Annotated in this window: 22 protein-coding genes; 16 read left to right on the top strand and 6 right to left on the bottom strand. The window is 65.4% G+C overall.

Annotated elements, in window-relative coordinates; genetic code table 11:
* Positions 1-30: 30 nt before the first annotated feature.
* On the top strand, positions 31-1032 hold the full coding sequence (locus tag B6V72_RS00955) for a Fe(3+) ABC transporter substrate-binding protein (protein WP_240497665.1): 1002 nt from the start codon (positions 31-33) through the stop codon (positions 1030-1032).
* A gap of 83 nt (positions 1033-1115) precedes the next feature.
* Here B6V72_RS00955 and B6V72_RS00950 read toward each other — a convergent pair whose 3' ends face one another.
* Positions 1116-1832: a hypothetical protein gene (locus B6V72_RS00950; protein WP_088723360.1), complete on the bottom strand. Its 717-nt coding sequence runs from the start codon at positions 1830-1832 to the stop codon at positions 1116-1118.
* A 252-nt stretch (positions 1833-2084) separates the two neighbouring features.
* Between B6V72_RS00950 and B6V72_RS00945 the strand changes: the two genes are divergently transcribed.
* Complete coding sequence (locus B6V72_RS00945; protein ID WP_088734229.1) at positions 2085-3020, top strand: nucleoside hydrolase; 936 nt, start codon at positions 2085-2087, stop codon at positions 3018-3020.
* A 176-nt stretch (positions 3021-3196) separates the two neighbouring features.
* On the opposite strand, the gene B6V72_RS00940 is transcribed toward B6V72_RS00945, so the two are convergent.
* Together B6V72_RS00940 and B6V72_RS00935 are read right to left on the bottom strand one after the other, a co-directional pair.
* Entirely contained in the window at positions 3197-3802 is a 606-nt protein-coding gene (locus B6V72_RS00940) for a peptidylprolyl isomerase (RefSeq protein ID WP_075775000.1), read from the bottom strand.
* Positions 3795-4301 carry a peptidylprolyl isomerase gene (locus tag B6V72_RS00935; RefSeq protein WP_075775001.1) on the bottom strand — a complete coding sequence of 169 codons (507 nt, stop codon included), beginning with the start codon at positions 4299-4301 and terminating at the stop codon, positions 3795-3797. Before B6V72_RS00935 ends, B6V72_RS00940 begins: the two co-directional genes overlap by 8 nt.
* A gap of 180 nt (positions 4302-4481) precedes the next feature.
* On the opposite strand from B6V72_RS00935, the gene B6V72_RS00930 reads away from it, so the two are divergent.
* From B6V72_RS00930 to B6V72_RS00865, 14 genes are all read left to right on the top strand, one after another.
* Entirely contained in the window at positions 4482-5678 is a 1197-nt protein-coding gene (locus tag B6V72_RS00930) for a phosphoglycerate kinase (RefSeq protein WP_075775002.1), read from the top strand.
* A 235-nt stretch (positions 5679-5913) separates the two neighbouring features.
* Positions 5914-6807 (top strand): fructose bisphosphate aldolase, encoded by an 894-nt coding sequence (locus B6V72_RS00925; RefSeq protein WP_075775003.1) that lies wholly within the window; start codon positions 5914-5916, stop codon positions 6805-6807.
* A gap of 645 nt (positions 6808-7452) precedes the next feature.
* Positions 7453-7821 (top strand): response regulator, encoded by a 369-nt coding sequence (locus B6V72_RS00920; RefSeq protein ID WP_088718483.1) that lies wholly within the window; start codon positions 7453-7455, stop codon positions 7819-7821.
* Positions 7818-9752, top strand: coding sequence for a chemotaxis protein CheA (locus B6V72_RS00915; protein WP_088734227.1), 1935 nt, complete (start codon positions 7818-7820; stop codon positions 9750-9752). The genes B6V72_RS00920 and B6V72_RS00915 overlap by 4 nt, the downstream gene beginning before the upstream one ends.
* On the top strand, positions 9749-10285 hold the full coding sequence (locus tag B6V72_RS00910; RefSeq protein ID WP_088734225.1) for a chemotaxis protein CheW: 537 nt from the start codon (positions 9749-9751) through the stop codon (positions 10283-10285). The genes B6V72_RS00915 and B6V72_RS00910 overlap by 4 nt, the downstream gene beginning before the upstream one ends.
* A gap of 11 nt (positions 10286-10296) precedes the next feature.
* Complete coding sequence (locus tag B6V72_RS00905) at positions 10297-11958, top strand: methyl-accepting chemotaxis protein (protein WP_346394061.1); 1662 nt, start codon at positions 10297-10299, stop codon at positions 11956-11958.
* A gap of 34 nt (positions 11959-11992) precedes the next feature.
* Positions 11993-12475, top strand: coding sequence for a chemotaxis protein CheW (locus tag B6V72_RS00900; RefSeq protein ID WP_088734221.1), 483 nt, complete (start codon positions 11993-11995; stop codon positions 12473-12475).
* 2 nt (positions 12476-12477) lie between these two features.
* On the top strand, positions 12478-13332 hold the full coding sequence (locus tag B6V72_RS00895) for a CheR family methyltransferase (RefSeq protein ID WP_088734219.1): 855 nt from the start codon (positions 12478-12480) through the stop codon (positions 13330-13332).
* Positions 13332-14447, top strand: coding sequence for a chemotaxis response regulator protein-glutamate methylesterase (locus B6V72_RS00890; protein ID WP_088734217.1), 1116 nt, complete (start codon positions 13332-13334; stop codon positions 14445-14447). The genes B6V72_RS00895 and B6V72_RS00890 overlap by 1 nt, the downstream gene beginning before the upstream one ends.
* On the top strand, positions 14444-16054 hold the full coding sequence (locus B6V72_RS00885; RefSeq protein ID WP_088734215.1) for a hypothetical protein: 1611 nt from the start codon (positions 14444-14446) through the stop codon (positions 16052-16054). The genes B6V72_RS00890 and B6V72_RS00885 overlap by 4 nt, the downstream gene beginning before the upstream one ends.
* A gap of 532 nt (positions 16055-16586) precedes the next feature.
* Positions 16587-16883, top strand: a complete 297-nt coding sequence (locus tag B6V72_RS00880; RefSeq protein WP_075775013.1) for a septum formation initiator family protein — start codon at positions 16587-16589, stop codon at positions 16881-16883.
* Between the two features lie 182 nt (positions 16884-17065).
* Positions 17066-18091, top strand: a complete 1026-nt coding sequence (gene pdhA, locus B6V72_RS00875; RefSeq protein WP_075775014.1) for a pyruvate dehydrogenase (acetyl-transferring) E1 component subunit alpha — start codon at positions 17066-17068, stop codon at positions 18089-18091.
* Positions 18092-18105: 14 nt separating this feature from the next.
* On the top strand, positions 18106-19500 hold the full coding sequence (locus tag B6V72_RS00870) for a pyruvate dehydrogenase complex E1 component subunit beta (protein WP_075775015.1): 1395 nt from the start codon (positions 18106-18108) through the stop codon (positions 19498-19500).
* Between the two features lie 12 nt (positions 19501-19512).
* A complete protein-coding gene (locus B6V72_RS00865; protein ID WP_088718476.1) occupies positions 19513-20886 on the top strand; it encodes a pyruvate dehydrogenase complex dihydrolipoamide acetyltransferase in 1374 nt (457 codons plus the stop codon).
* 186 nt (positions 20887-21072) lie between these two features.
* On the opposite strand, the gene cysE is transcribed toward B6V72_RS00865, so the two are convergent.
* The 3 genes from cysE to B6V72_RS00850 all read right to left on the bottom strand — a co-directional run bounded on the left by cysE (position 21073) and on the right by B6V72_RS00850 (position 25015).
* A complete protein-coding gene (gene cysE / locus B6V72_RS00860; RefSeq protein WP_075775017.1) occupies positions 21073-21879 on the bottom strand; it encodes a serine O-acetyltransferase in 807 nt (268 codons plus the stop codon).
* A gap of 375 nt (positions 21880-22254) precedes the next feature.
* A complete protein-coding gene (locus B6V72_RS00855; RefSeq protein ID WP_088734213.1) occupies positions 22255-24720 on the bottom strand; it encodes a glycoside hydrolase TIM-barrel-like domain-containing protein in 2466 nt (821 codons plus the stop codon).
* Positions 24650-25015: a hypothetical protein gene (locus B6V72_RS00850; protein ID WP_233243045.1), complete on the bottom strand. Its 366-nt coding sequence runs from the start codon at positions 25013-25015 to the stop codon at positions 24650-24652. Before B6V72_RS00850 ends, B6V72_RS00855 begins: the two co-directional genes overlap by 71 nt.
* Between the last annotated feature and the right edge of the window lie 3 nt (positions 25016-25018).

Raw genomic sequence — 25018 nt, 5'->3', positions numbered from 1 at the left:
TCGCTCACGAAAACGCGAATGGAGACTTCAATGACCCGGACCCTCGCCCTCGCCCTGATGGGCACGGCCCTCGCCACGCCGACGCTTGCGGATGTGAACATCTACTCCCACCGCCAGCCTGAATTGATCCAGCCCGTGCTCGACGCCTTCACCGAAGAGACCGGGATCGCGGTGAACATCGCCTATGTCGAGAAAGGCATGGTCGAGCGTCTCAAAGCCGAGGGCGACCGCTCCCCCGCCGATTTGGTTCTGACCGTCGATATCGCGCGGCTGAGCGAAGTGGTGAATGCGGATGTGACGCAGGCGGTCGAGGACCCGGCGCTGCAAGACGCGATCCCCGCCGAATTCCGCGATCCGGAGAACCACTGGTTCGGCCTGACCTCGCGGGCGCGCATCGTCTATGCCTCGAAAGAGCGCGTGGCCGATGGCGAGGTGACGACCTATGAAGACCTCGCCTCCGAGAAATGGAAGGGCCGCATCTGCACTCGCTCCTTCACCTCGGATTACAACGTCGCGCTGACCTCCGCCTATCTCGCCCATCACGGCGAAGAGGCGACCAAGGAATGGCTCGAAGGGCTGAAAGCGAACCTCGCCAAGACGCCCGAGGGCAATGACCGCAGCCAGGTGAAATCGATCTGGGCGGGCGAATGCGACATTTCGCTGGGCAATACCTATTACATGGGCCAGATGCTCGCCGATCCCGAGCAGGCGCAATGGGCCAATTCCGTGCGCATCACCTTCCCGGTCTTCGAGGAAGGCGGTACCCATATGAACGTCTCGGGCATGGCGATGACCAAATCCGCGCCGAACCGCGAGGACGCGCTCAAGCTGATGGAATTCCTCGTCTCGGATGAGGCGCAGGAAATCTACGCCCAGACCAACCACGAATTCCCGATCAAGCCGGGGGTGGCGCGGTCCGAGCTGGTGCAAAGCTGGGGCGAGTTCACGCCCGACACGCTGGACCTCGCGAAGCTGGCAGAACTGCGCCCGACCGCGCTGAAGCTGATCGACGAGGTCGATCTCGACGGCTGATCGCAGGCGTGCCTCCGAAAAGAGAAAGCGGCGTCCAGAAGGCGCCGCTTTTTTCATTCTCGCAAAGGAGCGAACCGAACCGTTTACTGGGCGGCGATCTGCAACGCTTCGTCGGGGCCGATGCGCACGCCGTCGATGGCAGCCATCTGCTCCAGATCCTGCTCGTAGCGGCGCTGCAGCGAGACCCGGTCGAGCGCGTCGAACTCCGCAATCGGCGTGCCCTGCGGCTGATGCTCGTGGAACCGCGCCAGACGGCGTTTCTGCTTCGGCCCGATCACGACGCCCGAATGATGCAGACGCTGCATCATCGCAATCACCGTATCGGAATGGTTGGGTTCGGCATCGGGCGCGGGCTCGAGCGACGCGCCCGGCACCAGCGCCGCCAGCGCCTCGCCGATCTGCGAGCCATGCGGCAAGACGATGATCTCGCGGGGATCGAGCCCCGCCTTCAGATCACGCACCACGTCGACCCAGCGACGCGGGCGCGCCATCAGGCGCGGCGTCAGCTCGGCGAAAGGCTTGAGCGGGCGGCGGGCGGCGAGGTCACGCCAGAGCGCCGGGTAATAGTCTTCGTAGCTCGGCGCGTAGAGCACCACGCGACCGACCGTCCCGGCCAGCGCTGCGCGAAACCGCTCGGCCCGTTCCTGGGCTCGGGCGAAGAGGTGATAGAGCCCCGCCGCCGCATCGCCGATCAATTGCGAATCAAGATGGACACGGCCACTGGCTGCTGCACCGATCACGGCCTGCCCATAGCCTGCGCGGGCCAGAGCGTCCTGTCCGCAGCCAAGCGTGCGGGCCATCCGGCCACTCATCCCCCCCGAAGCGGGCGCTGCAATGAAAACGTGATGCTGGTTCATGTCTGGGTGTCCTTCCCTGCAGCAATTTGTCTAAAGACCGAATGTGGCCAAATGTGGCCGGTGGCTGGAAAGCTTCGGGGCGAACACACGCATAGGTATTGTTGATTTGGTGCGCCTCACCGTCATCCGCCCCCATATCTGGACATCGCCGCGCCGCCGCGCCAAGGTCGCGCGGAACCCACGAAGGAGGCGAACATGGCGCGCAAGATCATCATCGACACCGATCCCGGACAGGATGACGCGGTGGCGATCCTGCTGGCTCTGGCCAGCCCCGAGCTGGAAGTCCTGGGCATCACCTGCGTCGCCGGAAACGTGCCGCTGCCGCTGACATCCAAGAACGCGCGCGTGGTGTGCGAACTTGCCGGACGCACGGATGTGCCGGTCTATGCGGGCTGCGACCGGCCGCTCGCGCGCGAACTGGTGACCGCGGAATACGTCCACGGCAAGACCGGGCTCGACGGGATCGAACTGCCCGAACCGCAGATGCCGCTGCAGGACCAGCACGCGGTCGACTTCCTGATCGAGACCCTGCGCGACCATCCCGCCGGCAGCGTGACGCTCTGCCCGCTGGGCCCACTCACCAATATCGCGACCGCCTTGCGCCGCGCCCCCGATATCGCCGAGAAGATCGCCGAGATCGTGCTGATGGGCGGCGCCTATTTCGAGGTGGGCAACACGACGCCCGCCGCCGAATTCAACATTCATGTCGACCCGCAGGCGGCCGAGATCGTTTTCAAATCCGGCGTGCCTCTGGTGGTGATGCCGCTCGACGTGACGCATAAGGCGCTCACCACCCGCGCCCGCGTCGAGGCGTTCCGCAATCTCGGCACCCGCGTCGGCCATGCGGTCGCCAGCTGGACCGATTTCTTCGAGCGCTTCGACATGGCGAAATACGGCTCCGAGGGCGCGCCGCTGCACGACCCATGCGTGATCGCCTATCTGCTCAAGCCCGACCTGTTCACAGGGCGGCATATCAATGTCGAGATCGAAACCACGTCGGAGCTGACCATGGGCATGACGGTCGCCGACTGGTGGCGCGTGACCGACCGGGCGCCGAATGCGATGTTCATGGGCGATCTGGATGCGGAAGGGTTCTACACGCTCCTGACCGAGCGCATCGCGCGGCTGTGACAGCTGGGAGGGGCGTTGCCCCCGCGCTGACGGCCCTTCGCTTGCGCTTCGGGCGTTCGCCGGGGCGTCCTTCCACTGGAAGGCCGCTGATCCCGCCTCACCCCCCGGGATATTTGGGCCAAGCCGAAAGCGACTGCCTGCGCATGAGAAAGGGGGCCGAAGCCCCCTTGCCCGTCTTACTTGTCTTCCACCGTCGCCTTGACGATGTAATCGGGATCCTCGACCACGCCGTTGCGCGCCGCGTCGCCCTTCTTGATCTTGTCGACCACATCCATGCCGCTCACGACATGACCCACGACGGTATATTGACCGTCGAGATGGGGCGCGGGGGCGAACATGATGAAGAACTGCGAATTCGCCGAGTTCGGATCGGCGGAGCGGGCCATGCCCACGATGCCCCGCTGGAAGGAGATGTTCGAGAATTCTGCCGGAAGGTCGGGCAGATCGGAGCCGCCCATCCCGGCCATCGAGGTATCTCCGCCCTTCTTGCCGAATTGCACATCGCCCGTCTGGGCCATGAAGCCGTCGATCACGCGGTGGAAGACGACATCGTCGTATTTGCCTTCCTTGGCGAGCTTCATCAGGCGTTCGGCGGCTTTCGGGGCCTTGTCGGTGAGCAGGTCGATCACGACCTTGCCCTCGGTCTGACCGCCGATCTGCAGCACGAGCTTCGGCCCGCCGGTATCCGGCACGCCAGAGCTGTCTTGCGCGAAGGCGGCGGGCGCCGAGACGACGAGACTCGCGGCGGCGGCGAGGACGGTGCGGCGCAGGATATTACGCATCGGCGGCCACCTTCACCGAGATCATCCGGTCGGGGTTCGCCGGCGGCTCGCCGCGCGCGATCTTGTCGACATGCTCCATCCCCGAAATCACGCGGCCATAGACCGTGTATTGACCGTTCAGGAAGTGGTTGTCCTTGAAGTTGATGAAGAACTGCGAATTGGCCGAGTTCGGGTTCTGCGAGCGCGCAGCGCCCAGCGTCCCGCGATCATGCGGCAGCTTCGAGAATTCCGCCGGAAGGTCGGGATATTGCGACCCGCCCGTGCCCGCACGGCCCGGATTGTAGTCCTTTTCCATATTGGCGTTCGCGACATCGCCGGTCTGGGCCATGAAGCCCTCGATCACGCGGTGGAAGGCCACGTTGTCATAGGCGCCGTCGCGGGCGAGCTGCTTCATGCGCTCGGCATGTTTCGGGGCGACGTCGCTGAGCAGCTCGATCACGACCGGCCCGTCCTTGAGCTCGATGATGATCGTGTTCTCGGGATCCTTGATATCGGCCATTGGGTCCTCCGTTGAAATTTGGGCCGACCATAGGAGCGAGGCCCTTGCGCGGCAAGGACAAAGCGCCGCAGTTCGGTCCGCCGTGTTGACGCGACCCATCGCCGCAGGCAAGAAGAACGCAAGCCGCGGGAGCGGGCCACATTCGCGATGGCCCCCTGCGCAGATTGGGAGAGTGATATCATGGCTTGGAAAACCCTCGACGAGGTCGATCTGGACGGCAAGGTCGTGCTGGTGCGCGTGGATATCAACGTGCCCGTGGAGAACGGAAAAGTGACCGACGCGACGCGGATCGAGAAGATCGTGCCGACCGTGCAGGACATCATGTCGAAGGGCGGCAAGCCGGTGCTGCTGGCGCATTTCGGGCGCCCCAAGGGGCAGGTCGTGCCGGAGATGAGCCTCGAGCCGCTGGTGCCCGCGCTGGAGAAGGCGTTCGGCTTTCCGGTGAAATTCGCAAAGGACTGCATCGGCGGCCCTGCGAAGGAAGCCGTGGGCGCGCTGCAGAAGGGCGAGGTTCTGCTGCTGGAGAACACCCGTTTCCACGCCGGCGAAGAGAAGAACGACCCCATGCTGGCCGCCGAGATGGGCGCGCTTGGCGAGGTCTATGTCAACGACGCCTTCTCGGCCGCGCACCGGGCGCACGCATCGACCGAAGGCATCGCGAAGATCCTGCCTGCCGCGGCCGGTCGCCTGATGGAGGCCGAGCTGAAAGCCCTCGAGGCGGCGCTTGGCGATCCCGAGCGTCCGGTGACGGCAGTCGTGGGCGGGGCGAAGGTCTCGACCAAGCTCGACCTGCTCGGAAATCTGGTGGCGAAGGTCGATCACCTGATCATCGGCGGCGGCATGGCGAACACCTTCCTCGTGGCGCAAGGCATCGACGTCGGCAAATCGCTGGCCGAGCGCGACATGGCCGACACGGCGAAGGAGATCATGGAGAAGGCCAAGGCTGCGGGCTGCAAGATCCACCTGCCCGTCGACGTGGTCGTGGCGCGCGAGTTCAAGGCGGGGGCCGAGAACGAGACCGTGGCCAACGACGCCTGCCCCGCGGATGCGATGATCCTCGATGCCGGACCGAAATCGGTCGAGGAAATCAGTAAGGTCTTCGAGAACTCGCGCACGCTGATCTGGAACGGCCCGCTTGGCGCCTTCGAGATCGCACCCTTCGATGCGGCGACCAATGCGGCGGCGGCGAAAGCGGCCGAACTGACGCGCGAGGAGAAGCTGATCTCGGTCGCGGGCGGCGGCGACACGGTGGCCGCGCTCAACAAGGCCGGTGCGGCGAAGGATTTCTCCTATATCTCTACCGCTGGCGGTGCCTTCCTCGAATGGATGGAAGGCAAGGTCCTGCCCGGAGTGGCGGCGCTCGACCAGCAAAGCTGAGCCGCGCGCCCTGAAAACGGGCGGGAGACAGGAAAGAGCAAACGGATCGGGCCGGGGCTGCGAAAGCACCCCGGCCTTGTCTTTTCGCGCAGCGTTTCAAGGCGCGCGAGGGCGGGGCCGGCGAGGACACGCCAAAATGCGCGCCGTTTCGATATGTTAGCGTCACCAGCGTTGCATCGCCCCGGCGCGGAAACTATCCCTTCAGACGACCCTATATCCCGCAGGAGGAATTCCCATGTCCAACGCCAAGCAGACCGAGCAGATGCGCGAGGGCAACGGCTTCATCGCGGCCCTCGACCAGTCGGGCGGCTCCACCCCCAAGGCGCTGCGGCTCTACGGCATCGAGGAAGATGCCTATAACAGCGAAGACGAGATGTTCGACCTGATCCACCAGATGCGCTCGCGGATCATCAAATCCCCCGCCTTCACCGGCGAGAAAGTGGTGGGCGCGATCCTGTTCGAGCAGACGATGGATCGTGACATCGACGGCACCCCCACCGCCACCTATCTTTGGGAAAAGCGCGGCGTGGTGCCCTTCCTGAAGATCGACAAGGGCCTCGAGGCCGAGGAGCACGGCGTGCAGCTGATGAAGCCGATCCCGAACCTCGACGCTCTGCTGGAGCGTGCCGTGAAGGCGGGCATCTTCGGCACCAAGGAGCGCTCGGTGATCTCCGCGGCCAATGTCGGTGGCATCAAGGCGATCGTCGATCAGCAGTTCGAGCTGGGCATGCAGGTTCTCAGCCACGACCTCGTGCCGATCCTCGAGCCGGAAGTGACGATCTCGATCTCCGACAAGGACGAGGCCGAGCAGATGCTGCTGGCCGAGATCCTGAGCCATCTCGACGCAGTGCCCGAGGGCAAGCAGGTGATGCTGAAGCTCTCGCTGCCGACCGAGCCGAACCGCTACAAGCCGCTGGTAGACCACCCGAAGGTGCTGAAGGTCGTGGCGCTCTCGGGCGGCTATTCGCGCGACGAGGCGAACGAGAAGCTGGCCAAGAACACCGGCATGATCGCGTCCTTCTCGCGCGCGCTGACCGAGGGCCTCTCGGCCCAGCAGTCGGACGAGGAATTCAACGCGATGCTGGAAGATGCGATCACCTCGATCCATGCGGCGTCTGTGGCCGGGTAAGATCGGTTACCGATCAGGGGGCGCTGCCCGATTCATAGCTGCCGGTTGGACACCTCCGACGCCGTGTCGGAATGGAGGCAACGGCATGCGCATACCCGCTGCCGCGCCGATGGGATCGGTGGGCAGACGATGAACGCTGAGAGGGCGCGGAACCTACCGCGCCCTCTTTTTCTTGTTGCCAGACCTAAGGCGCGGCAGCCCCTTTTCATGCTCGGCGAGCCTCCACGCGGAGCCCGCGCAAAGCGGGTCTGTCGGGTCTCTTGCGGCGCGTTCGCCTTGGGGTTCGCACCGGTGAAACAGCGCAGGGCGCTGGCGTGGTCGCCGCCGCCACGCATATCCACTCCCCTTGCACCGCGATTCCGCGCGGTTTCGTTTCTCCGATCGAGACGGCGGCAAATTCAGCGGCGTTTTTAGGGAAGCCTTAAGGCGGCGTTGCTATGCCTCGTGTGACCGCTTTGTTCCCGGCCCAAGAAACACGAGGTCTCGTTCATGCAACCGACTCCCGATGCCTCCGGCTCGACGTTACGGGGCTGGCGCCCCCGCAACTTCCCCGATTGCGCCGCGATCTCGGTCGCGAGGCTCCGGTCATCTCTTTCCGCGCGCGCTTTCCGAGACGCCTTCGAATTCCGACTGAGGTTTCAATAGATGACACGCAGTATTCTGGTGGTCGACGACTCCCTGTCGGTCCGACAAATGATCGCCACGACCTTGAAGAGCGCTGGCTACGACGTGGCCACTGCGGTGGACGGGCAGGACGCGCTGGACATCAGCCGGACCCGTAGCTTCGATGCGGTCATCACGGACCAGAACATGCCCCGGCTCGACGGGCTGGGGTTCTGCCAGGCATTCCGGGCACGCCCCGCCAACCTCGGCGTGCCAATCGTCTTCCTGTCGACCGAAACCGCAGCCGCGATCAAGGACAAGGCCCGCGCGGCGGGAGCCATCGGCTGGATGGTGAAACCGTTCGACCAGCAGAAACTCCTTTCGGTAATCGGCAAGGTGGTGGGGACATGATGGACGAAGACTCTCTCGACACCTTCCGCGCGGAGGCCGAGAGCCTCGTGGAAAGCCTGGAGCAGCAGTTGCTGGCCTTGCAGGACGCCCCGGGGGACCGTGGGCTGATCGACGGGGTTTTCCGCGACCTGCATACTCTCAAGGGATCCGGCGCGATGTTCGGGCGCACCGACATCGCCGGTTTCCTGCATGACTTCGAGACGGCATTCGTTGCCGTACGTGAGGGGACGGTGCCGGTGGACGAAGACCTGATCACGATCAGTCTCGCGGCGCGTGATCACGTCGCTGGCCTGCTATCCGGGGCTGCGCGCGATGACGGCAACGCCATCCTCAAGCGGCTCGCCGACCATCTCACCTCCGACGCTCCGCCGGCCGCGCCCGGCAGGCACCTGCGTTTTTTCCTGCCACCGGACACGCCAACGCTGGGCGGCCGACCAGAACTGGTACTGGAGGAATTGCAACACCTTGGCGCGGCGCAGATCCTTGCCTTGACCGACGAGATTCCGCCCCTCGATGCGCTGGACCCGCTGCAGCTCTACCTCGGATGGGAGGCGTGGATCGACTCAACCGCGACCGAGGACGATATCCGCGGCGTCTTCCTGTTCCACGAGAACGGCCTCCGCCTCGAACTCGAGTCGTCGGAACCGGCGGACCCCCTGCCCCCGCAACGCGCGAGCCAGGAATCTGCGGCTCCGGAACAGGAACCCGCAACCGATCCTGCGCCGGCCCGGCCCGCGGAGGGGGCAAGCCGCGGCTCCGGTGCGCTCATGCGGGTGCCGGCCGAGCGCCTCAACGACATGATGGACCGTGTCGGGGAACTGGTGATCGCAGAGGCCCGGCTGATCGAACTGGCCTCACAGTCCGGCGACCCCGGGCTGATCGCGGTGGCCGAAGACATTCAGCGCCTGACCACGGCGATGCGCGACACGACGATGTCGATCCGCATGACCCCGATCGGCGCGATCACGGGACGCTTCCGCCGGCTGGTCCATGATCTGACCGGCAGTCTGGGAAAGTCGCTCACTTTCACGGTCGAGGGCGAGGAGACCGAGCTGGACAAGACAGTTGTCGAGCGGTTGACGGACCCGCTCATGCATATCATCCGCAACGCCGCCGACCACGGCCTGGAGGATGCGGCGACCCGGCGCGCGATGGGTAAGCCCGAGACCGGAGAAATCCGGTTGAAGGCCCGCTACTCCGGGGCCGAGGTGCTGATCTCGCTTGGCGACGACGGACGCGGTCTCGACCGTGCCGCGATCCGCGACCGGGCCGTGGAGCGCGGGCTGATCGCCGAAACCGCCGAGCTGAGCGACGAGGCGCTCTTCCAACTCATCTTCGTTCCGGGCTTCTCGACAGCGGCCACGGTGACTGAGCTGTCGGGGCGCGGAGTCGGCATGGACGTGGTGCGGCGCACGATCGAGGCGCTGCGCGGGACGCTCGAGGTCACGAGCGAACCCGGCCACGGCACGACGGTTACCCTGCGCCTGCCGCTGACCCTCGCCATCGTCGACGGTCTGCTGATCGAGGTGGCGAACGAACGTTTCGTGATCCCGCTGGCCGCAGTCGATGAGATCGTCGAGCTTCCCGCCGAGATGGCCATGCCCGACAGCGGCAACGCATTTCTCGACATTCGCGACAGCCTGGTGCCCTTCCTGCGCCTGCGCCATCTGCTGGACAGTCCGGGCGCCCCCGGCCCGCATCAGAAGGTGATCGTCGTGACCAGCAGCGATGGCCGCGTCGGACTGGTGGTGGACCGCATCATCGGCACCAATCAGACCGTCATCAAGCAGCTCTCGCCGCTGCATGCCGGGCTCAAGGCATTCTCCGGCGCGACGATCCTGGGCGACGGCGCGGTGGCGCTGATCCTCGACGTCCCGCAACTGGTCGCGCGCGGCCATAGCGAGGCCGAAACCGGTCAGGAGGCGGCATGACCCTGAACAGCGACCCCCGCGCGCTTGACGGTGATCTCGTCACCTTTCACCTCGCCGGTGAAACACTGGCGGTCCCGACAGCGCAGCTGCGCGAGGTACTCGAACCGGGCGCCATGACCCGCGTGCCCGGTGCGCCCAATTTCGTCGCCGGGTTGATCAACGTTCGCGGCGCCGTGGTGCCGCTCGCCGACCTGCGGGTTCCGCTGAGAATGCCGCGCGCCACCGGGGGGATCGCGGCCCGTGTTCTGGTCCTCGATCTCGATCTCGAAGACCAGCGCAGCATTGTCGGCATCCTCGCCGACAGCGTGCATGAGGTCACGCGCATCCCGCCCGAATCCATCGAACGCATACCTCCGGTCGGCAGCCGCTGGCCGCCCCGCTACGTCGCCGCCGTCGGACGCTGGTCCGGCCGCTTCGTCACGATACCCGACCTCTCGACGATCTTCGGCGATTTTCTCATCGGGCGAACCGCCCAACCAGAAAGGCCCGGCGCAACGTCCGCGGGGTCCACACCGCAACCGGAGCATGCCTGATGCGATTTACCTTGAAACTCAAACTGGCCGCCACATTCATTCTTCTGATTGCCCTCGCTGGCACTGGCCTCGCATTCGCGATCCGCGATCTCGGACGCCTCAACGATCGTTTGGGCGAGCTGGTCAACAACTCCGCGCGCAGGATCGAATTGTCCCAGCAACTGAATGCCGAGCAGTTGCGCATCCAGCGCAACGTGCGGGAATATCTGCTGAGCGAACGCGCTTCCATGCGGACCGAATTACGCAGCGAACTCGCGGCCGGGCGAAAGGCCCATGACGCGTTGGTCACCGACCTGCTTGCCCTGGCAACACCCGAGGGAAAGGCGGAAATCGCCACCTATACCGACATCAACGCCAAGCTGCGCGACATCAACAATCGCGCGATGGTCATGGCCGACAACGACGGGGCTTTGTCGGCCTACCGGCTCGTGTCGAGCGATGGACAAGCCCAGTGGACCGAAATGCAGACAAGCCTCGACGCAATTCTGGCTTCCAACCATGCCATCATGGCCGAGGCGATCCGGAACACCGATGCGCTCTACGCCAAAGCGCGACAGACCGTGATCGGGTTGATGATCGCCGCCGTGGTGCTCGGCGCCCTGACAGCCACGTGGATCGTGATGACGATCTCGCGCGGGCTGAATCGCTCGATCGAACTGGCGCGCCGCGTCTCGGAGGGCGATCTGACGCAAACGGCCACGTTGCGCGGCAACGACGAGGTGACCGATCTGCTGCGCGCGCAGAACATCATGGTCGAGAAGCTGCGCGACATCGTCGGCGAAGTTACCGGCGGTGCCAGCAACGTCGCCTCGGGCGCCGGCGAGATGGCGAGCACGTCAGAACAACTCAGCCAGGGCGCGACCGAGCAGGCCTCTTCGACCGAGGAAGCGTCGAGCTCGATGGAGCAGATGACCGCCAGCATCAAGCAGACGGCCGAGAACGCGTCCGAAACCGAGGGCATGGCCAAGAAATCGGCCGAGGACGCCCGGGCTTCGGGCTTGGCGGTGTCGCGCGCCGTAACTGCGATGCAGACCATTGCCGAGCGCATCATGGTGGTGCAGGAAATTGCGCGCCAGACCGACCTCCTGGCTCTCAACGCGGCGGTCGAAGCCGCGCGCGCAGGTGAACATGGCCGAGGCTTCGCCGTGGTCGCTTCCGAGGTGCGTAAGCTGGCGGAGCGCAGCCAAACCGCGGCCGGGGAGATCAGCGGACTGTCTTCGGACACGGTCAAGGCTGCCGAGGATGCCGGCCGGATGCTCGACGGTCTGGTCCCCGACATTGAACGCACCGCCGAACTGGTCAGCCAGATCAGCGGCGCCAGTCAGGAACTGGCCACCGGCGCCACACAGGTGAATCTGGCGATCCAGCAGCTGGACAAGGTCACGCAGGAAAATACTTCGGCGTCCGAGCAATTGTCGTCGACCGCCGAAGAGCTGTCGGCTCAGGCCGAGACGCTGCGCGCGACGATGTCGCTGTTCCGGCTGGCTGACGGGATGGCCGCTCCCGCCGGGCACGCGGCGTCGTCCACGTCCACCGGCCGCAAACCGCAACGACGGGCATCGACCGCGCAGCCCAAATCGCCACCCAAGTCCGGTGGCTTCGATTTCGACATGACCGTCAGCGAGGACGAGCTGGATGCTCAGTTCACCCGGGCCGGCCGCAACGCTGCATGATCAGACACAAGTCCCACAGCAAGGATGCGAAGACATGACACAGAACCACCGTACCGTCGTCACCTTCGGACTGGCGGACACGCTTTTCGCTCTGCCCGTTGCGCCCGTGGTCGAAATTCTGGACGTGCGGCCAATCACTCCACTGCCCCGAACGCCAGCACATCTGCTGGGGCTGATCGACCGGCGCGGCGCTTCGGTACCGGTGATCGATCTGCGCCGTCTTCTGGGACGCCCCGACTGCGATGACGCGCCAGATACGCGGATCATTGTCTTGGGGCTGCGCGGCGATGGTGACGCCGATCACAGTATCGGGCTCCGGGTCGACCAGGTAATCGAGGTGACAGAGCTCGACGAGGCTGTCACCCGGCCGCTGGCCGAGGCGGATTTGCTGAAATGGCACGAATCTATGGTGGCCGGCATCGGTCGGCGTGACGGCGCCTTCGTGACAGTGCTGGATGTCGAAGGTCTCTTCGCGGACGATGTCGCTGTTCTCGCGTCGGCCGCACTCGCCGCCTGACAATGGTAGACGCGGCAACCAGCACCAGCCACGCCAGGCTCGATCGGTTCCGCGACCTCGTTCACGAGGTCAGCGGCATCCGGTTGCGGGAGTCTAAAAACGTGATGATCGAGTCGCGCCTGCGCAAGCGTATGGTCGCGCTCGGCCTCCCCACGCTGGACGCATATCTCGGTCACCTGTTCGACGATGGAGCAATGCGCGAAGAATTGCCCCAAATCATCGATCTGATAACCACCAACAAGACCGACTTCTTCCGGGAGCCGGCACATTACCGCTTTCTGGAGGAGCGTATCATTCCCGAATGCCTCGCGCCTGCGCCCGCTGGACGGACGGTCCGGTTCCGGCTCTGGAGCGCGGCAGCCTCGACCGGGGCCGAAGCCTGGTCGGCGGCAATGCTGCTGGCCCGCGCGGCACAGGCTGATCGCCGGCTGGATTGGGCCATACTCGGCACCGACATCTCTCACCGGGTGCTGCAGATCGCGCGAAACGCCGTCTTTCCGCTATCGGATCTGGAGCCGGTCCCCCCGGCACTGCGCGACGCCTATCTCATGCAGGGCAGGAAAGGCCCGGTTCGGCAGGCACGAATTGTGCCGGAACTCCGTGCGCGGGTCCGGTTCGAGCCGATGAACCTGATGGAGATACCCTATCCGATCGAAACCGGTCTGGACGTTGTCATGCTGCGCAACGTCCTGATCTATTTCGACCCGCCGACGCAGCACCGGGTGCTCGCCGCGCTGGCGCGACACCTGCGTCGCGGCGGCTACCTGATCGTCGGCCATTCCGAGTCCATGATCGTACAGGTGCCTTCGCTCGTTCAGATGGCCCCCGGCGTGTTCCGCAACGAAGGAGCAACATGATGGCGCAGATCAAGGTTCTGATCGTCGATGACAGCGCCTCCGCGCGGAAGGCGCTGTGCGAACTTCTGGGCGCGGATCCGGCCATTCGGGTGACCGCGACCGCCCGCGATGCTTTCGACGCGGCCGAGAAAATGCGCGATGCGCTGCCCGATGTGATGCTGCTGGATCTGGAATTGCCGCGTATGAACGGGCTGACTTTTCTGGCCAAGATAATGGCACAGCACCCGCTGCCCGTCGTCGTCTGTTCGAGCCATACCGATGCCGGCTCGCATGCGGCGATGCGCGCGCTGGAAATTGGGGCCCGCGAGGTCGTGGGCAAGCCGCGCCTGACCTCACCCGAGGCCCGGCAGGAAGCACAGATCCGGCTCTCCGATGCCGTACGCGCCGCCGCGAAGGCGGGCGGACTTCGCGGCTTCGGCGATCGCGCGTCCGCCCGAATGAAGGCAGAGCCGACCCAGCTCTCGCCTGGGCCGAAACTTACGGCCGACGTCATCCTGCCTCCGCCACGTCCCGGCGCGCCGATCCCCTCCGGCGTCGGGCCGCTCGTGGTGATCGGCGCTTCGACCGGGGGGACGGAGGCGCTGGCGACGCTGCTTCCGCAGCTTGCCCCGACGACGCCACCGGTCGTGATCGTCCAGCACATGCCGGAGAAATTCACAGCGGCCTTCGCCCGGCGGCTCGATGGTCTCTGTTCGGTCAGTGTCAGCGAGGCGGTCGATGGCGACCGCCCAGTCCCGGGCAGCGTGCTGATCGCACCGGGCGATCGCCACCTCATTCTGCGGCGGCAAGGCGCGGGCTATCGCGTGGGGATTCTCGATGGGCCCTATGTCGCACGGCATCGACCTTCAGTGGATGTTCTGTTCCGCTCGGCGGCGATCGCCGCCGGGCCGGCGGCGCTTGGGATCCTGATGACGGGCATGGGCGATGACGGCGCGCGCGGGCTGGCCGAGATGCGGGCGGTCGGCGCCCAGACCATCGCTCAGGACAAGCCGACCTCGGTCGTGTGGGGGATGCCCGGTGAGGCGATGCGCATCGGCGCCGCTGAACGGACGGTTCCGCTGCAGGGGCTGGCGACGGAGATCGCGCGGTACGAGATGCGGGTCGGTGCGGCATGACCGATGATATCACGCGGTCGCTTGCCGCCCTCCGAACAGTTTCGGCGCAGCTGGCGGGCGAGTTGGAAACCGTCTTCCTGAATGCATCGACCGCGCTATTCGCACGGCTCGACGATCTCGGTACGATGCAGACCATGCTGGGACGCGTCTCCGAGGCGTCCGGCCAGGAGGGATTGAAACGGCTCGACGAGGCGGCGCGCGACGTCGGGACGCTCCTCGAAAAGGTCGAAGCCCAGTTCGGCATGCTCGACGAGGCGGCCGAAATGCTGCTCGGCAATGCCGCAGAGATCCGTGCTCTGATCCCCGCTCAGGTCCGCAGAATTCGGCTTGCGCGAATGATCGCGACCAATGCCCTCGTCGTCAGCCGCGCCATGAACGAGGGGTCGCTGGCGCGCTTCGCCACGGAGGCCCGGACAATCCTCGACAGGATCGATCGCGCGGTGGCAGAGCTGGGGGAGGAACTGGCGCAGGGCGACCGGCAGCTGGCCCACCTCGCCCCGGAGATCCGCGGCATGAAACGGACCGCGCAAGACATCGGGGATGTTCGAAGGGAAATCTCTGCTCTGCTCCGTGCGCTGCGTGGCAATTCCTTGCCGCTCCGGGCCGTGGAACAGGTCGGAGAAGCGCGGCAACGTCTCGGATCCGCCCTTCAAAGCGCGGTGACCCATCTTCAATGCGGTGACGCGGCGCGGCAGAGGCTGGAACATGTCGAGGCGATGGCGGCGCGCGGCGAGGCCGGTCCGGCGGGCGTAAGACCTGCCGCCCGGGCGCTCGCGCAGCGACAGCTGCACGCGGCGATCGACGACTTGGGGATGGGCATCGAGGCCGCCCTGCCGGAGTTCGATCGGATGGGAGTGCAGGTCGAAAACGCGCGCGTCGAACTCGCCGGCATCGCCGAGGCTCCCTTGGCGAGATCACTGGCCGGCGTGGCCGAACGCGCCCGCCGGCTGGCGACCGGGGCAGAGCAACTTGCAGCGCAGCGCGATCGGATCGCGCCGGACATGGCCGCTCTCTCGGCCCTTTACGCCCGCAGCGCCGCGTCCGCCGCGGAAATATCCCGTCTCGACGAACGCATCCAGCTGCTCGGGATAAACGCGACCCTGGTCTCCGGCCGTCTGGGGCCGGACGGCGGAGCGACGCTCGAAGTGTCGGAGCAGCTGCGCGACTGCACACTCGAGATCGCGGCCGGGATCGCCGGGATCGTCCGCCTGGCCCTGTTGCAGGAGTCGAGCGCCGCGGTCTTCCTTTCCCCGGACGAGCAGAGCGGCGCGGATATCTCTGCGGTCAGGGCCATGGAGAGCCTCGCGGCAGAACTCGGCGCCGCGTTGGACGGCATGACAGATATGGTCCGCGCCGACCGCGATGGTCCCCTGCGGGATAGCCGGGCCGCGTTGGTGCGCTTGCTGAGCGAAGCACGATCGGCGCTTCCTTCGAACACGAACAATGCCTTCCAGGGCGAGATTTCGAATGACATCGCCAGCTTTTTGGACGCGGTCGAGGCGAGTTACACCATGCCCGCAGAGCGCGAGGTGCATGCCGGGGTCTTCCCGTCATCCTCGGTGGATTTCGTATCCGTGGCACAGGAGGCCGAGGACATCTTCTTCTGAAGGTATCCGCATATTCTGTCACCAGTGCCAGCGCCCGGGCGCTGAAGCGTATCGTGCGCCGATTTCGCCAGCGTGTCCTCGGTGCAGCCAGTGTCGTAGAGACAGACGTGACGGGCGCCGGTCACCGTGTGCGTTTCCAGCCATTCAAGGATGTAATCACCGATAGTCTTCACGATAGCGACGAGGGCCTGCCCCCCGCGCATCGGCGGCGGGGGACGCGGTGATGCCGAAGAGCCGAATCTTCTTCGATCCGATCGCCTCGATGAATCCGGAGATGCTCACATGCGCGCGTTTCCATTAGCGCCTGCTTAGCCAGATGCGCGGGTGGGAACAAGTTTGTGCGCAACCAAGGGCGGTGCATGCGAGACAATTCGCCGACGCGCAACTCTGCGCGGAATCTTTGCAGAATTGATCGCAGGGGGGATTCCAATGACGAATCACATGTGACATGATTCGAGATACAGGGCCCGGCAGAGGTCAGGACGCGGCTCCGGGGGACGGAGCGCGACCGATACGGAAGAGAGGCAGGACAATGGTTATGAGACGCCCAACGATCGGGCCTCTGATTTTCGTGACCGTGGCGGTGGTGCTCGGCGCCTATTTCGCCTTTGCCGCCGTACAGGGACGCTACGGCATTCTCAGCCGCGTGCAGATCGAAGCGGAGATCGACGCCAAGCGCGCCGAGCGCGATGCGCTGCGCGCCAAGGTCGACCGGATGGCCAACCTGACCCATCGCCTCTCCGACGATTACCTCGATCTGGATCTTCTCGACAGTCAGGCGCGCGAAGTGCTGGGCGCGATGCGCTCCGACGAGATCGTGATCCGCTGAGAGGCTACTCGGCCTGCCCGTTTTTGCGGCACAAACATCGCTCGAAAACTGCCTCACCGGCCCTAGTTGAAACGTGAGCGCCATTCCCGCCCCGCGATGCCGCGGGGTCATTGCCTTCGGCCCGGCATTGCTGTAAGGAATGGTTTAACGCTAAACTATTCCGGCCAAGGGAGGTCTGACCAATGGCAGCACGGAAAGGCTCGGCGAGCGGCGCCAAAGCGGGCGCGAATGTCTCGGCCGAGGAACTCAAGCAATATTACCACGACATGCTGCTGATCCGGCGCTTCGAAGAGAAGGCCGGTCAGCTTTACGGCATGGGTTTGATCGGCGGCTTCTGCCACCTCTATATCGGGCAGGAAGCGGTGGTCGTCGGCCTCGAGGCTGCGGCGAAGGAAGGCGACAAGCGCGTCACCTCCTATCGCGACCACGGGCACATGCTCGCCTGCGGGATGGACCCGAAAGGCGTCATGGCCGAGCTCACGGGCCGCGACGGCGGTTACTCGAAGGGCAAGGGCGGCTCGATGCACATGTTCTCGAAAGAGAAGCATTTCTACGGCGGCCACGGCATCGTCGCGGCGCAGGTGCCGATCGGTGCGGGCCTCGCTTTCGCGGATAAGTACAAGGGCAACGACAACGTCACCTTCACCTATTTCGGCGACGGTGCGGCGAACCAGGGTCAGGTCGCAGAGACCTACAACATGGCGCAGCTCTGGGATCTTCCGGTCGTTTTCGTGATCGAGAACAACCAGTACGCGATGGGCACCAGCGTGAAGCGCGCGACCAAGTCGCCCGACTTCTACGAGCGCGGCATCGCCTACGGCATCTCCGGCGAGGAAGTCGACGGGATGGACGTGCTGGCGGTGAAGCAGGCTGGCGAGAAGGCCGTCGCGCACTGCCGCGCGGGCAAGGGCCCCTACATCCTCGAGATCAAGACCTATCGCTATCGCGGCCACTCGATGTCGGACCCGGCGAAATACCGGACCCGCGAAGAAGTGCAGAAGATGCGCGAAGAGCGTGACGCGATCGAGCAGGTCCGTCAGCTTCTCCTGACCGGCAAGCACGCGACCGAGGACGAGCTCAAGCAGGTCGACAAGGATATCAAGGCGATCGTCAACGGCGCCGCCGATTTCGCCAAGGAGAGCCCGGAGCCCTCCGTGGATGAACTTTACACCGACATCTACACCGATGTCGCGCCGCAGAACGCCTGAGGGGGGAAAGACAGATGGCAACCAAGATTCTGATGCCCGCGCTCTCGCCCACGATGGAAGAGGGCACGCTGGCGAAATGGCTCAAGAAAGAGGGCGACGAGATTTCGGCCGGTGACATCATCGCCGAGATCGAGACCGACAAGGCCACGATGGAATTCGAAGCGGTCGACGAAGGCACGCTGGGCAAGATCCTCGTCGCCGAAGGCACCTCCGGCGTGAAGGTCAACGACCCGATCGCGGTACTGCTGGAAGAAGGCGAAGACGCTTCCGCCGCGGAAGAGGCCGAAGCGCCCGACACCGGGTCGGACGCCGCCGAGAGCGACGACAGCGACGAACCCGCGAAAACTCCGGCCAAGGCGAAGTCCTCGGACGACGGCGACGACATGCCCAAGCCAGACACCACGCCGGATTGGCCCGAAGGCACGCCGATGAAGACGCAAACCGTCCGCGAGGCGCTGCGTGATGCAATGGCCGAAGAAATGCGCGCCGACGACACCGTCTTCGTGATGGGCGAGGAAGTCGCCGAATACCAGGGCGCCTACAAGGTCACGCAGGGCCTGCTCGACGAGTTCGGCGACCGCCGCGTGATCGATACGCCCATCACCGAGCATGGTTTCGCCGGTCTCGGCGTCGGTGCGGCCTTCGGTGGCCTGCGCCCGATCGTCGAATTCATGACCTTCAACTTCGCCATGCAGGCGATGGACCAGATCATCAACTCGGCAGCGAAGACGCTCTACATGTCGGGCGGCCAGATGGGCGCACCGATGGTGTTCCGCGGTCCGAACGGTGCTGCGGCCCGCGTGGCGGCACAGCACAGCCAGGATTACGGCGCATGGTATGCCCATGTTCCGGGCCTGAAAGTCGTGCAGCCCTACTCGGCGGCCGATGCGAAGGGCCTGCTGAAAACCGCGATCCGCGATCCGAACCCGGTGATCTTCCTCGAAAACGAGATCCTCTACGGGCGGAGCTTCGAGGTGCCGGATCTGGAGGACTTCACGATCCCCTTCGGCAAGGCGAAGATCTGGCGCGAAGGCGCGGATGTCACCATCGTCAGCTGGGGCATCGGTATGAGCCACGCGCTCGAAGCCGCCGACAAGCTCGAGAAAGAGGGCATCGACGCCGAAGTGATCGACCTGCGCACCCTGCGCCCGGTGGATTACGACACGGTGCTCGCCTCGGTGCGCAAGACCAACCGCTGCGTGACCGTCGAGGAAGGCTTCCCCGTCGCGAGCTTCGGCAACCACCTGTCGGCCGTGATCATGGAGCGCGCCTTCGACTGGCTCGACGCCCCGGTGATCAACTGCACCGGCAAGGACGTGCCCATGCCCTACGCGGCAAACCTCGAGAAACTGGCGCTCGTGACCTCGGACGAGGTCGTCGATGCGGTCAAAAAAGTCACCTACCGGTAAGGGGATAGCGCAATGGCAACCCAGATTTTGATGCCCGCCCTGTCGCCCACGATGGAGGAAGGCACGCTCGCGAAATGGCTCGTGAAAGAGGGTGACGAAGTCTCCTCGGGCGACATCATCGCGGAGATCGAGACCGACAAGGCCACGATGGAATTCGAGGCCGTGGATGAAGGCACGATCGGCAAGATCCTCGTCGCCGAAGGCACCTCCGGCGTGAAGGTCAACGACCCGATCGCGGTTCTGCTGGAAGAAGGCGAAGACGCTTCCGCCGTGGACGAGGCCGAAAGCCCTGCCCCGGCCGCGGCTCAGGCCGAAGCGGCCGAGGACGCGGAAGAGACCAAGGAAGCCGACAACGCCCCCGCCGAGAAAAGCGGCGCGAAAGCCGGCGGCTCGAAAGGTGCAGGCGCCGCGCCGAAGACCGAGAAAGCGCCTGCCGCGCCGCAGGATGCGGATGGCAAGCGCGTCTTCGCCTCGCCGCTCGCGCGCCGCATCGCCGCCGACAAGGGCGTCGATCTGGCCTCGCTCAAGGGCTCGGGCCCGAAGGGTCGTATCGTGAAGGCCGATGTCGAAGCCGCCGAAGGTGGCAAGGCAGCCCCGGCCAAATCGGACGCGCCGAAATCCGCGGATGCGAGCCCCGTTCCGGCGCCCGCGCCGACGGTATCCTCCTCTGCCATCGCCAAGATGTACGAGGGTCGCGAGTACGAGGAGATCGAGCTCAACGGGATGCGCAAGACCATTGCCGCGCGCCTCACCGAGGCCAAGCAGACGATCCCGCATTTCTACCTGCGCCGTTCGGTCAAGCTCGACGCGCTGATGAAATTCCGCTCGCAGCTCAACAAGCAGCTCGAGGGTCGTGGTGTGAAGCTGTCGGTCAACGACTTCATCATCAAGGCCTGCGCGCTGGCGCTGCAATCGGTGCCGGATGCGAATGCGGTCTGGGCCGGCGACAAGGTGTTCAAGCTGAAGCCCTCGGACGTGGCCGTCGCGGTCGCGATCGAAGGCGGGCTGTTCACGCCGGTGCTGAAAGATGCCGAGGCGAAATCGCTCTCGACGCTTTCGGCGGAGATGAAAGACCTCGCGACCCGGGCCCGCGACCGCAAGCTCGCGCCGCATGAATATCAGGGCGGCAGCTTCGCGATCTCCAATCTCGGCATGTTCGGGATCGAGAATTTCGACGCGGTCATCAACCCGCCGCATGGCGCGATCCTCGCCGTCGGTGCAGGCATCAAGCAGCCGGTGGTGAATGACGAGGGCGAGATCGAGGTGGCGACCGTCATGTCGATGACGCTTTCGGTCGATCACCGCGTGATCGACGGCGCGCTCGGCGCGGAGCTTCTCAAGGCGATCTGCGAGAACCTCGAGAACCCGATGCTGATGCTGGCCTGACCGGCCCGTACGTTTCGAGACGTTGAAGAGGGGGGCGCTGCCCCCCTCTTCGCATTCGCGAACTCGCCCCGGGGAGATTTTCACCAAGGAAACGATGCGCAGTCATTCGAGAGGCCTGGAGGCTTTTCGCGAGGCAACAAAAAAGCGGGGCCGAAGCCCCGCCTCTCTATTCCATCTGAGCTTTGCTCAACTGCCGTGCAGCAGCTGGTCCATCTCGCTTGCCGGACGCTCGCAGCCCGCCTCGCCGACGATCTTCGCGGGAACGCCGGCCACGGTCTTGCAGCAAGGCACGTCCGAGAGGACGACCGACCCCGCCGCGATCCGGCTGTTGTCGCCGACATGGATATTGCCAAGCACCTTCGCACCGGCGCCGATCAGCACGCCATTGCCGATCTTCGGGTGACGGTCCTCGTCTTCCTTGCCGGTGCCGCCCAGCGTCACCGAATGCAGCATCGAGACATTGTCTCCCACCACGGCCGTTTCGCCGATCACGATCGAATGGGCGTGGTCCATCATGATGCCGCGGCCGATCTTCGCGCCGGGATGGATGTCAACGCCGAAAAGCTCCGAAGCGCGCATCTGCACGAAATAGGCCATGTCGCGACGCCCGTTCGTGAACAGCCAATGCGCAATCCGGTAGCTTTGCAGCGCCTGGAACCCCTTGAAGAACAACAACGGCTGGATCAGGCGGTGGCAGGCCGGGTCGCGCTCATGCACGGCGACGAGATCGGCGCGGGCCGCCTGCCCCAGATCGGGATCGGCCGCGAAAGCTTCCTCGGCGATCTCGCGCAGAATCTGCTCGCTCATCTCCGCCGAGGCCAGCTTCATCGAGAAACGGTAGGCCAGCGCGCGTTCCAGCGTCGGGTGATGCAACAGCCCCGCATGGATCAGCGCGCCCAGAAGTGGCTCGTCACGCACCGCTGCCCGCGCCTCGTCGCAAATCTGCGTCCAGACCGGATCGACGGTTGCAACCTTTGCCATCTGCTTGTTCATCGGATTACTCCCTCTTCGCGCGCAAGAACCTAACACATAGGTTTTTCGGCGGATAGAGGAAGGGGCGTTCGATCATTTCGGTTTACGGGCTGGCGCATGGATTGCCACGTGGCGAGCCCCGCGCAGACGCAGCCTAGCGCGGACAGATAGCGCGGATCGCCCGGCCGTGCCCGCGCCCGCGGCATCCTCAGCGCCATGCTCAGGATCGCGCCATTGCCCCAGCAGGGGTGCACACGACGCAACCTCTTGCAGTACCGATCGGCCGCATGGACTTGATCGAAAAGCCGGTGGAGTCGCTCCACGCGGCGCTCCTCCGGCCATAGCATCACCGCCCGTGCAAGCGTTATCAGATCGCCGTCGAGCACCGCGCGCATCTTATCCCGTCCAGATCAGCCGCGCCGGTAGTCCCGGCCCGAACACATCAGAGATCTGCGCCACCTCGAAGGTCGGCGCCGCGATCATCCCGTCCTCCGCGCGCTCCGCAGCGCCATAGGTCCATTCCGGCGTGCTCACTATCACTTCGCGCCGGATCGTCTGCCCGTCTAGAACCCGCACGCGGTAGCGCTCGGACGCCTCCCCCAAAGGCACGTCCAGCGCCTCCCAGTCGTCGCCCCCGATCCGCGTCCGACGCACCCAACTCAGCCGCAGATCGCCGCCCAGCGCCCCGGCGTGCAAATGACAAGGCGACAGTGGCCGCAACCCGATCCCCGCGAAGGCCTGAACCGTGTGAATATAGGAAGGGTCGTCATAGCCCCGCCCCGCCGGCCCCACGCGGTAGTGGCGCGCCAGATTACGTGCCGAGGGCGCGACCTCGATCTGGCGCGGTGCCCCGTCGAGCATCACGACGACCGAACCCGCCGGCCAGGCATCGGGCATCACCGCGTCGCTGCCCGCCTGCCCGCGCAGCCGGGTCGAGATATCCCATACCCCCGGCTCTACCGGCTCGGCGGTGACGAACTGGAAGATCTCCCACCGATCCGACGACCCATCGCCGATCGCCATCGCGTTGAGCCCGGCGAGCACACTGGCCTCGCTGGCGCTGTGCAATTCCCCTGAGAGCATCTTCACCCGCAAGCCCGGACCACGGTCCCACAGACCGCTCTGCGCGCGCGGCAGGATCGCCTGCGTCACCCCGACCGCCGCCTGCGTCTCGACCTTCGTGTTGAGCGCATAGCCCGCATCCTCCAGCGCCGAATAGAGCGCGGCAGCCCCCGGCCAAGGGCTTGCAGTGACCGCAAGATGCGGCGCGTAAGGATCTTCCGCCCCGGTCAAAAGCGGCAGATCGAGAAACACAGGCGTCACCGGCACCGGGGGCGTGAAGCTCTCGATCCGCGCCACCTCGTCGGTCTCTTCCGAGGGGTCGTAAATTCCCGACTCCACTCGCACGGCCTCCACACGGATCGCTTCAGCGCGTTCCATCCGGTCGATCCGGTAGCGCAGCGCGCCCTCCTCGGTCTGCAGCACCACGACATCCCCCGGCCCGAGCCATCCCATCGAAGGCGGGAGCGTGAACTGCACCGTATCGCGCGCCACGCGCGCCTCGGCGAGCCAGCGATGGACGACACGCATTCCCTCGGCCCGGGTCAATGCCAGGGGCGCCTCGCTCGCGGAGGCCGGGCCATCCACCTCATCAGGAAAGATCGCCTCCACCGCGCGGGTCTCGAAACTGCCATCGGCCTCGACATAGGCGAGCCGGACCCGTCCCGCGATCTCTGCCTCCGGGACGCGCCGCGTCTCGAGGCTCTGATCCTCACTATCCAACGCCAGCAGCGGAGGCAAAAGCTCCGCATCCACCGACGCATCGCGCATCCGGAACACCAGCACCCCGTCGCGCTCCACCGCATCGAAGCCGTAGATCAAGCTCAACGACTGCAATGCCCCGCGCGGCGTGATCCCACCGGGCATCGCATATCCGCGCACCACACCGTGCAGCGCGCTCACGTCGAATACGGAAACGCCCGCAAGCGCACATATCTCGCCCACCACATGCGCCAGAGGCTGGGCCGTCGCCCGCCCCGAAATCCAATGTCCGCGCGCGTAATTCGCAGCATCTTCCCACAGGTCCGGCAACCCGGGAAATTGCGGATAAGGTCGCACGTCCCAAGCCCAGACATGGGCGTGCGACATATCCACCATCGGGCCGCCATAGAACTCCGAGACCGGGTTGCGCGCGTCATCCCCCCAATAAGATGTCATCGCCCGCAGATATTGCATCTGCATGTAGTCGTCCCGCCGCCCGTCCGAGTAATGCGGCAGCGCACTTTCCGAGCTTTTCGGATCGAGGAACTTGTTGGGCTCGTTGGTGCCCTTGTCGATCGCGGCGCAGCCCATCTCGTCGCCCCAGGCCGCGTCGAATTGCGGCCCCCGCAGCGCCTCGGGCTCATGCGCGGAAAACGCCTGCGCCGTGGCCCCGTTCGGCCAGACGAGCCGGCGCCGGGTCGCTTCCCAGACCGGTCTGCGGTCGGGCGGAGAGCAGGCGAGTATCCCGCTCTCCCCCATCACCATCACGTCGCGCACCTGATCGAAGGTCTCGCCGACCAGCGCAACACGTCGCGCCCTTCCGGGGTCGAGCGGGCGTGCGCCTTCCACCTGCGCACGCACCCACTCGGCCCCGGCCCGCGTCTTGCCCGCGCCGCGCCCACCCATGATCACCCAGCTTTTCCAATCCCCTTCGGGCGGAAGCTGATGATCGAGCGCCCAGAACTCGAAGATCCAGGGCAGCGCGAGCAATGCGTTGTCATCAAGCCCGTCGAGAAACGCCTCGACACTCTCAGGCGTCGCGGAGGCGAGCCAGGCGGCGCCCGATTTCAACTCTGGCGGCATCGAAGTCGAGCGCGCCATTCCGCCCGGCGGCGACGCCTGCCAACTGTCTGCGGAGTTTCTCGACACGCGTTCGTTCCTCCATCACCAAATGAAAAGCGGTGCGGAGGTCCTTGACCGCCTGCACCGCCGCTTTCGCCTCGGATATCTCGCCGCACCGCACCCCCTGCAGCGCCTGCGCCAGTTCCTCGGCCACGTCGCGATAGAGCGCTTCGGTCTGATCCAGAAGATCGACCGGCGCCCCCGCCTCGTTCATCATGTTGTCTTGCGTCACGTACGAACCCACCCGTTCCAAGTTGGTCCGTTCGAGAGACATGAA

The organism is Thioclava sp. F34-6, assembly GCF_002213235.1.
Taxonomy (GTDB): Bacteria; Pseudomonadota; Alphaproteobacteria; order Rhodobacterales; family Rhodobacteraceae; genus Thioclava; species Thioclava nitratireducens.
This window is presented reverse-complemented; position numbering and strand designations above follow the sequence as displayed.